This window comes from Herminiimonas sp. (assembly GCF_030655415.1).
The window spans coordinates 128286-136023 of the sequence record NZ_JAURVN010000011.1; the positions used below are offsets into that span (position 1 = coordinate 128286).

Sequence of the window (7738 nt, forward strand, 5' to 3'; positions counted from 1 at the left end):
CTCGATTTGCTTGGACTTCAATTGAAAAATGCTCTCGTTATTGTAACGCTGTCCGTCCTGTTATCTGCCGGTACAAACCTGCAAGCTCAGCCATTAGCGCCCTTCAAAGCATTGCAGCCTTTGCAACTAGCTGCCAAAGAAGGTCAGAAATCTGCCGCCACAATCAATCAGCCTGCCGGCAAGAAAGCGGTCGGCGACGCGCAAGAAGATCCTTTACCGACATTAGATATGTCCGAGGATTTGCTCTTCAAGCTGTTGCGCGCGGAATTGGCTTACCAACGCGGCGACTGGCAATTGGCTTATGTGACGATGCTGGTGGCAGCACAAGAAACCCGTGATCCGCGTCTTGCACGTCGCGCCGCGGAAATTGCTCTCAACGTGAAACAAACTGGCGAAGCACTATCAGCCGTCAGACTGTGGCGCGAACTGGCACCGCACTCGGATGAAGCCAATCAGTTTTATCTCGGCCTGGTTGTATTGGGCGAAAATCTGACTGAAGCCAAACCGATTTTTGTAGAACGCCTGCAAGAAGTTACACCGCAAGCGCGCGGTTTGTTGATTCTGCAAATTCAACGCTTACTGGGACGCACGAAGGACAAGGACGCAGCATTTACCTTGCAGGAAGAATTGACCGCGCCTTATCAAGGCTTGGTAGAAACCCACATCGCACTGGCGCAAGCAGCGTTCGCAAAAGGCGATCTGCCACGTGCGCGCCTTGAGGCAGGTAAAGCGCTCGCCATCAAACCCGATCTGGAAATCGCAGTCTTGATGCAAGCCCAATCCGCGGCTGGCCGCGAGGAAGCATTGCAGACACTGTCCGGTTTTCTAAAAAATTATCCGAAATCGCGCGACGTTCGCACCGCTTACGCAAAAATCCTGATCGACGACAAGCAATATGATGAAGCGCGTAATCAGTTCGAGATTTTGCTCAAGGACCAACCCAAGGATTTGACCATCATGTACGCGATGGGGATTCTGGGCGCGCAAATGAACGATAGAGATACTGCTGAAAAATATCTGGGCGCATATTTGAAGGAACTGGAAGCGAATCCTGACGATGAGCGCGATCCGGTACAAGCCTTGTTGATCCTTTCGCAAATCGCCGAAGATCGTAAAGACTTCCCTGCCGCACTTAAATGGCTGGCGCAAGTTGAACCTGGCCCGGCTTACTTCGAAGCGCAAGTAAGAAGCGCGCAAATCATGGCCAACACTGGCGACTTGAGTGGCGCACGTAATTTGCTCAGTCACTTGAAACCGGAAGGTCAACGTGAACAGATTCAAATCATGGTGGCCGATGCGCAATTATTGCGCGATGCCAATCGTGTTCCGGAAGGCCTTGCTGTTTTGGCCAAAGGTTTAGAGCGTTTTCCTGACGATACCGGCTTGTTGTACGACTATGCAATGCTGGCAGAAAAAGCCAATCGCTTCGACTTGATGGAAAACGCTTTACGCAAAATCATCAAACTCGCACCTAACAATCAACATGCGTATAACGCGCTCGGCTATTCATTCGCCGAACGCAATATCCATTTACAGGAAGCCTATACGCTGATCGACAAGGCTTCCAAACTGGCACCGGAAGATCCGTTCATCATGGATAGCATGGGCTGGATTTATTTCCGTCTGGGCAAATTGATGGAAGCTGAAGACTTTCTGCGTCGCGCCTACGCGATTCGTCCCGATGTAGAAATCGGCGTGCATCTCGGTGAAGTGCTGTGGATCAAAGGCGAGAAAGATGCAGCCCAACAATTGCTGCGCGATGCTAACCAAAAAGATCCGCAAAACGATTTATTGAAAAGCACTTTGGCGCGTCTGAAGATTAAGCTTTGATTCAAGGCTGAATTGAAGCCTTAATTACTAACTGTATCCAGCCTTACATCCATTCGGGATTTGACAAATGTCTTGGTCAAATCCCGATTTTCATTTTTGGCATGTCACGTCGCACATGCACTCGTTTACAATCGATTGCTTGGTGCAGGCGCAGACAGTCGCCGCACATCCATTGATTAAATTGCTGCGAACATTTCACACCTGCGATACCTATTTATTTATCTGACGCTATGCCTCAACAAAATACAAAGAAGTTCATCCGCAAAATTGCCGGTTCCATCGCATTCTGTTCACTGTTATTGAGTGGTTGCGCGACGGTCACACCAATCGACAACATAGAACCGAGCACGAGCCAACGCACTTATAAAGAGACATTGGATCTGGATGGCCGTTTATCTGTGCTGTATCAAAAAAATGAAAAAGATGAAGCGATACACGCCAGCTTTACTTGGAAGCAAAGCAAGGACAGCAGCACCATCACCATCCTGTCGCCGCTGGGACAAATCCTCGCGACCATAGACGTCAAACCCGGCGTTGCCACCTTGACGCAATCGGGCCAGGCGCCACGCAGCGCGGCGGATGTGGATACGCTTGCGGAGCAGGCACTCGGCTGGCCTTTGCCGGTTTCCGGCTTGCGGAATTGGCTGCAAGGATTCGCGACCGATGCAAGTAACAAAGCCTTTATCGCGACTACGACGAATACGAAAGTCGTGACACGTGACGGCTGGAACATTCAGTACATGAGCTGGGAAGACGATAATCAAACACCAGCGCAAAGTCGCCCGAAACGTATAGACCTGACGCGCCAAACTGAACAGGCTGGCAAAGTCATGATCCGCATCGTGCTCGACAAATGGCAGGCACAATAAGCGCGTTTTCTATTAGCTAAGGCCGCTCAACATCCGCACAAGAATATGGATCGCACACTCAATAACTGCCCGGCACCGGCCAAGCTGAATCTTTTTTTGCACGTCACCGGTCGACGGGCAGATGGCTATCATTTGCTGCAAAGCGTATTTCAGTTGATCGACAAAGGCGATGTGCTGCACTTCGCCGTACGTGACGATGATCTTATTCATCGCAGCACGGAATTGGCAGGCGTTCCAGCCGAAAGCGATCTCGTCGTGCGCGCTGCACGTCTGTTGCAAGCTGAAGCAAAAAAACAAGGCAAGCGCGTAGGCGCAGAGATCGCCGTTGAAAAAAATCTTCCCATGGGCGGCGGTCTGGGTGGCGGCTCATCCGATGCGGCCACTGCGTTGTTGGCATTGAATCATTTGTGGCAAACCGGCCTGACGCGCACCGAATTAATGGCGCTCGGTCTGCAATTAGGTGCGGATGTACCGTTTTTTCTATTCGGTCAAAATGCATTTGCCGAGGGAATCGGTGAGGCTTTGGTCGCGGTAAAAACGCCGGAAAACTGGTTTATTGTTATCGAACCTGGTGTATCGGTTCCAACACAACAGATATTTTCCTCAGCGGAATTGACAAGGGATACGAAACCCGTCAAAATATCGGACTTTTCCGGAGCTCAAGAAAGCTTCGGTAAAAACGACCTGCAAGTCGTGGCTGCAAACTTGTTCCCACCGATTGCCGATGCCATCAAATGGCTGAAACAATTCGGAGATGCGAGAATGACAGGTTCCGGCGCTTGTGTGTTTTGCCCGTTTGAGGAAGAACATCAAGCTGATGCAGTACTGGCAACAGTACCGCCGCAATGGAAAGCCTGGAAAGCCAAAGCGATCACGCATCATCCGCTCGCTTATTTAGCGCAAGGGTAATGCAGGAATCGTAAAGTCAGAATTCGTAGTTCGCACTATCCGCCGCTAACTTAGCGAAGATTATGCGAAAGACACAAAGGTTGCGTAGGGGAATCGCCAAGTTGGTTAAGGCACTGGATTTTGATTCCAGCATTCGAAGGTTCGAATCCTTCTTCCCCTGCCATTCATATCTATAGCAAGAAAAAACAATAGCCGCCAACGCAAGACGTCACCGTCAGGCTTTGGCGGCTTTCCAGCTTTTTACTGTCATTCAACTTTGTAGCGGGAATTTCCATGGCACTCGAAAACCTGATGGTTTTTACCGGCAACGCAAATCCGGATCTGGCTTTGGGAGTTGCCAAGCATCTTGGCCTTCCGCTTGGTAAAGCTGTAGTCTCCAAATTCTCCGACGGCGAAATTGTTGTTGAGATTAACGAAAACGTCCGCGGTAAAGACGTTTTCGTATTGCAATCGACTTGCGCACCAACCAACGACAACCTGATGGAAATCATGTTGATGGTCGATGCACTGAAACGCGCATCGGCTGGCCGCATCACCGCAGCGATTCCTTACTACGGTTATGCGCGTCAAGATCGCCGCCCACGTTCAGCGCGTGTTGCGATTTCGGCAAAAGTCGTCGCTAACATGTTGCAAGAATCCGGTGTCGAACGCGTCTTGATCATGGATCTGCATGCAGATCAAATTCAAGGCTTCTTCGATATTCCGGTCGACAATATTTACGCATCGCCGATTTTGTTGAGCGATCTGGTCGCAAAAAATTATGACGATCTGCTGGTTGTTTCGCCTGACGTCGGCGGCGTGGTTCGCGCCCGTGCATTGGCAAAACGCCTGAACTGTGATTTGGCCATCATCGACAAACGTCGCCCTAAAGCGAACGTGTCGGAAGTAATGAACATCATCGGTGAAGTCGAAGGCCGTAACTGCGTGATCATGGATGACATGGTCGATACCGCTGGCACGCTGACAAAAGCAGCCGAAGTATTGAAAGAACGCGGCGCGAAAAAAGTGATTGCCTACTGTACGCATCCGGTTTTGTCTGGCCCTGCGATCGAACGCATCACCGATTCGCCACTGGATGAACTGGTCGTTACCGACACGATTCCGCTGAGCGCTGCTGCACGTGCATGCCCTAAGATCCGTGTACTGACTTGCGCGCCTTTGCTGGCTGAAACATTCAAGCGCATCAGTACTGGCGATTCGGTTATGTCCCTGTTCGCCGACGCATAAGAAGAACGTTGAACCCTGTGCTTAGGCGCAGGCAAGGATGCCGACGAATTGCTGTTTCGCCGATATCCAAAACCCGGTGTAGTTGATTTACGTAACTGAGTTACTTAGTTGAGTAATCTACTACTCCACTTTTCAAATCCCCTGGTCGCGGGGGATTTAACCGCAGGATGATTTTTCATTCTGCATATTTGGAGTTCATCATGAAAGTAGTCGCATTCGCACGTAATGACCTGGGGACCGGAGCGAGCCGCCGCCAGCGCATTGCAGGCCTCACACCTGGTATCGTTTATGGTGGCACAGCTGCACCGGTCAATATCTCGCTCGACCACAACGCGCTGTACCATGCTTTGAAAAAAGAAGCGTTCCATTCGTCGATCCTCGACCTCGAAGTCGATGGCAAAGTTGAAAAAGTTTTGTTGCGCGACTTCCAAGTCCACGCATACAAACAACTCGTTTTGCACGCTGATTTCCAACGCGTCGATGCTAAACAAAAGATTCACGTTAAAGTGCCTTTGCATTTCATCAATGCAGATGTATCGCCAGCAGTCAAACTGTCGGCCGGCATCATCAGCCACGTCACAACTGAATTGGACATCACCTGCTTGCCAGCTGATTTGCCAGAATTCGTTGAAGTTGATTTGGCAGCACTGGAAGTTGGTCACTCGATCCACTTGGCTGACATCAAATTGCCAAAAGGCGTTGTTGCAGTGATCCACGGTGGTGAAGACAACCCAACGATCGCTACTGCTGCAGTTCCAGCTGGTAAAGTTGAAGAAGCGGCACCTGCTGCTGACGCTGCTGCAGCTCCTGCTGACAAGAAGTAATCTTATGATTGCCGGCTTGCCGGCGATTGAAAAACCCGCCTTCGTGGCGGGTTTTTTTATGATGCAGACGGACACAAGACGTCTTCATCCCCGATAATCAGGTTTTCCAATTTTCACAACGCCATGCCTATTCGCCTTATCGTCGGTCTCGGCAATCCCGGCCAGGAATACGAACAAACCCGCCACAACGCCGGCTTTTGGTTAGTCGATGAACTTGCGCGCAGTACGCCGCGCTGCAATTTATCGCGCGAATCAAAATACAATGCGCTCGCCGCAAAAACGGCTATCGCGGGACAAGAAGTCTGGCTGCTGGAACCGCAAACCTTCATGAATCGCTCCGGTCTATCGGTCGGTGCACTGGCGCGCTTTTATAAAATCCTGCCGGAGGAAATTCTGGTGGCGCACGATGAACTCGATATTCCACCCGGCGTCGCCAAGCTTAAAAAAGGCGGTTCATCCGGCGGCCACAATGGCTTGAAAGACATTACCGCAGCGCTCGGCACGCAAGACTACTGGCGCCTGCGCATAGGCATAGGTCATCCGCGCACCTTGAACTTGAATCAGCCGGTAGTTGATTTCGTTTTGCACAGACCACGCAAGGAAGAACAACCCTTGATCGATGAAGCAATTGCGAAAAGCTTGTCGATCATTCCGCTGCTATGCGAAGGCAATTTCAATGCGGCCGCAATGAAATTGCACACTGTCGAAAAATAATCAGCATTCGAAAACTACGTAAATTGTGAGCGAGATGAATCGCAATATTCATCTCAAAATCCTGCTCAATGTGCATAGCCTTCAACTAGTCATCCGCCAAACACGGCATACCCCGCTCGCTACGGTAAAATAGCGGGTTAATTCATCTCTCAGCAAAGCACAACATCATGAGTCTCAAATGCGGCATCGTCGGCCTGCCTAACGTCGGCAAATCTACCCTCTTCAATGCGCTCACCAAAGCCGGCATCCCAGCTGAGAACTATCCGTTCTGCACGATCGAGCCTAACGTCGGCATGGTCGAAGTACCTGATCCACGTTTGCAAGCGCTGGCAGAAATCGTCAAACCTGAACGCATCCTGCCAGCGACCGTCGAATTCGTCGATATCGCCGGCTTGGTTGCAGGTGCATCCAAAGGTGAAGGCCTGGGCAATCAGTTCCTCGCGCACATTCGCGAAACCGACGCGATCGTCAACGTCGTGCGCTGCTTTGAAGACGACAACGTGATTCACGTCGCCGGCAAGATCAATCCGCTAGACGATATCGAAGTCATCCAGACCGAACTCGCACTGGCCGACATGGGCACAGTAGAAAAAGCGATCCATCGCGAAAACAAAAAAGCTCGTTCCGGCGACAAGGATGCAAGCAAGCTGGTCGAAATCCTGGAACGCATCATGCCGCACCTGAACGAAGCCAAGCCAGTGCGCGCCATGGGCCTCGATAAAGAAGAGATGGAACTGATCAAGCCGCTGTGCCTGATCACTGCCAAACCTGCAATGTACGTCGGTAACGTATCGGATTCCGGTTTCACCAATAATCCTTTGCTGGATCAATTGACCGCGTATGCCAAATCGCAAAACGCACCTGTCGTTGCGATCTGCGCTGCGATCGAATCAGAAATCGCCGAGCTGGAAGATGCAGACAAAAAAGAATTCCTGGCTGACATGGGCATGGAAGAACCAGGCCTCGATCGTTTGATCCGCGCTGGTTTTTCATTGCTCGGTTTGCAAAGCTATTTCACCGCTGGCGTAAAAGAAGTACGCGCATGGACTATCCATGTCGGCGATACCGGCCCGCAAGCAGCAGGCGTGATTCATACCGATTTCGAACGCGGCTACATCCGCGCACAAACGATTGCGTATGAAGATTTCATCAAGTTCAAAGGCGAGCAAGGCGCGAAAGAAGCAGGCAAGATGCGCGCTGAAGGTAAGGAATATGTCGTCAAGGATGGTGACGTGTTGAATTTCCTGTTTAACGTTTAATTAGCGCTATAAAACTGCTATTAAATCCCGCTTAAAGCCAGATTTGATAGCATTATCAAACACCCGGTCTTATCCGGCATTGCCGCTGGTTTCGATGCATCGAAAC

General features: G+C 50.7%; 7 protein-coding genes and 1 tRNA gene. All 8 read left to right on the forward strand.

Going from position 1 to position 7738, the window contains the following annotated elements:
* Positions 1 to 21 precede the first annotated feature (21 nt).
* The 8 genes from Q7T66_RS09055 (at position 22) to ychF (ending at position 7632) form a co-directional block, all read left to right on the forward strand.
* Positions 22 to 1830 carry a tetratricopeptide repeat protein gene (locus tag Q7T66_RS09055; protein ID WP_304933011.1) on the forward strand — a complete coding sequence of 603 codons (1809 nt, stop codon included), beginning with the start codon at positions 22 to 24 and terminating at the stop codon, positions 1828 to 1830.
* A 230-nt stretch (positions 1831 to 2060) separates the two neighbouring features.
* Positions 2061 to 2699 (forward strand): lipoprotein insertase outer membrane protein LolB, encoded by a 639-nt coding sequence (gene lolB / locus Q7T66_RS09060; protein ID WP_304933012.1) that lies wholly within the window; start codon positions 2061 to 2063, stop codon positions 2697 to 2699.
* 45 nt (positions 2700 to 2744) lie between these two features.
* Positions 2745 to 3608, forward strand: coding sequence for a 4-(cytidine 5'-diphospho)-2-C-methyl-D-erythritol kinase (gene ispE, locus Q7T66_RS09065; RefSeq protein WP_304933013.1), 864 nt, complete (start codon positions 2745 to 2747; stop codon positions 3606 to 3608).
* An 86-nt stretch (positions 3609 to 3694) separates the two neighbouring features.
* Positions 3695 to 3771: transfer RNA gene (locus tag Q7T66_RS09070), tRNA-Gln, on the forward strand.
* Between the two features lie 110 nt (positions 3772 to 3881).
* A complete protein-coding gene (locus Q7T66_RS09075; RefSeq protein WP_304933014.1) occupies positions 3882 to 4835 on the forward strand; it encodes a ribose-phosphate pyrophosphokinase in 954 nt (317 codons plus the stop codon).
* A 200-nt stretch (positions 4836 to 5035) separates the two neighbouring features.
* Positions 5036 to 5659 (forward strand): 50S ribosomal protein L25/general stress protein Ctc, encoded by a 624-nt coding sequence (locus Q7T66_RS09080; RefSeq protein ID WP_304933015.1) that lies wholly within the window; start codon positions 5036 to 5038, stop codon positions 5657 to 5659.
* Between the two features lie 123 nt (positions 5660 to 5782).
* Positions 5783 to 6373, forward strand: coding sequence for an aminoacyl-tRNA hydrolase (gene pth, locus Q7T66_RS09085; protein WP_304933016.1), 591 nt, complete (start codon positions 5783 to 5785; stop codon positions 6371 to 6373).
* A gap of 167 nt (positions 6374 to 6540) precedes the next feature.
* Positions 6541 to 7632: a redox-regulated ATPase YchF gene (gene ychF / locus Q7T66_RS09090; protein ID WP_304933017.1), complete on the forward strand. Its 1092-nt coding sequence runs from the start codon at positions 6541 to 6543 to the stop codon at positions 7630 to 7632.
* Positions 7633 to 7738: the final 106 nt, after the last annotated feature.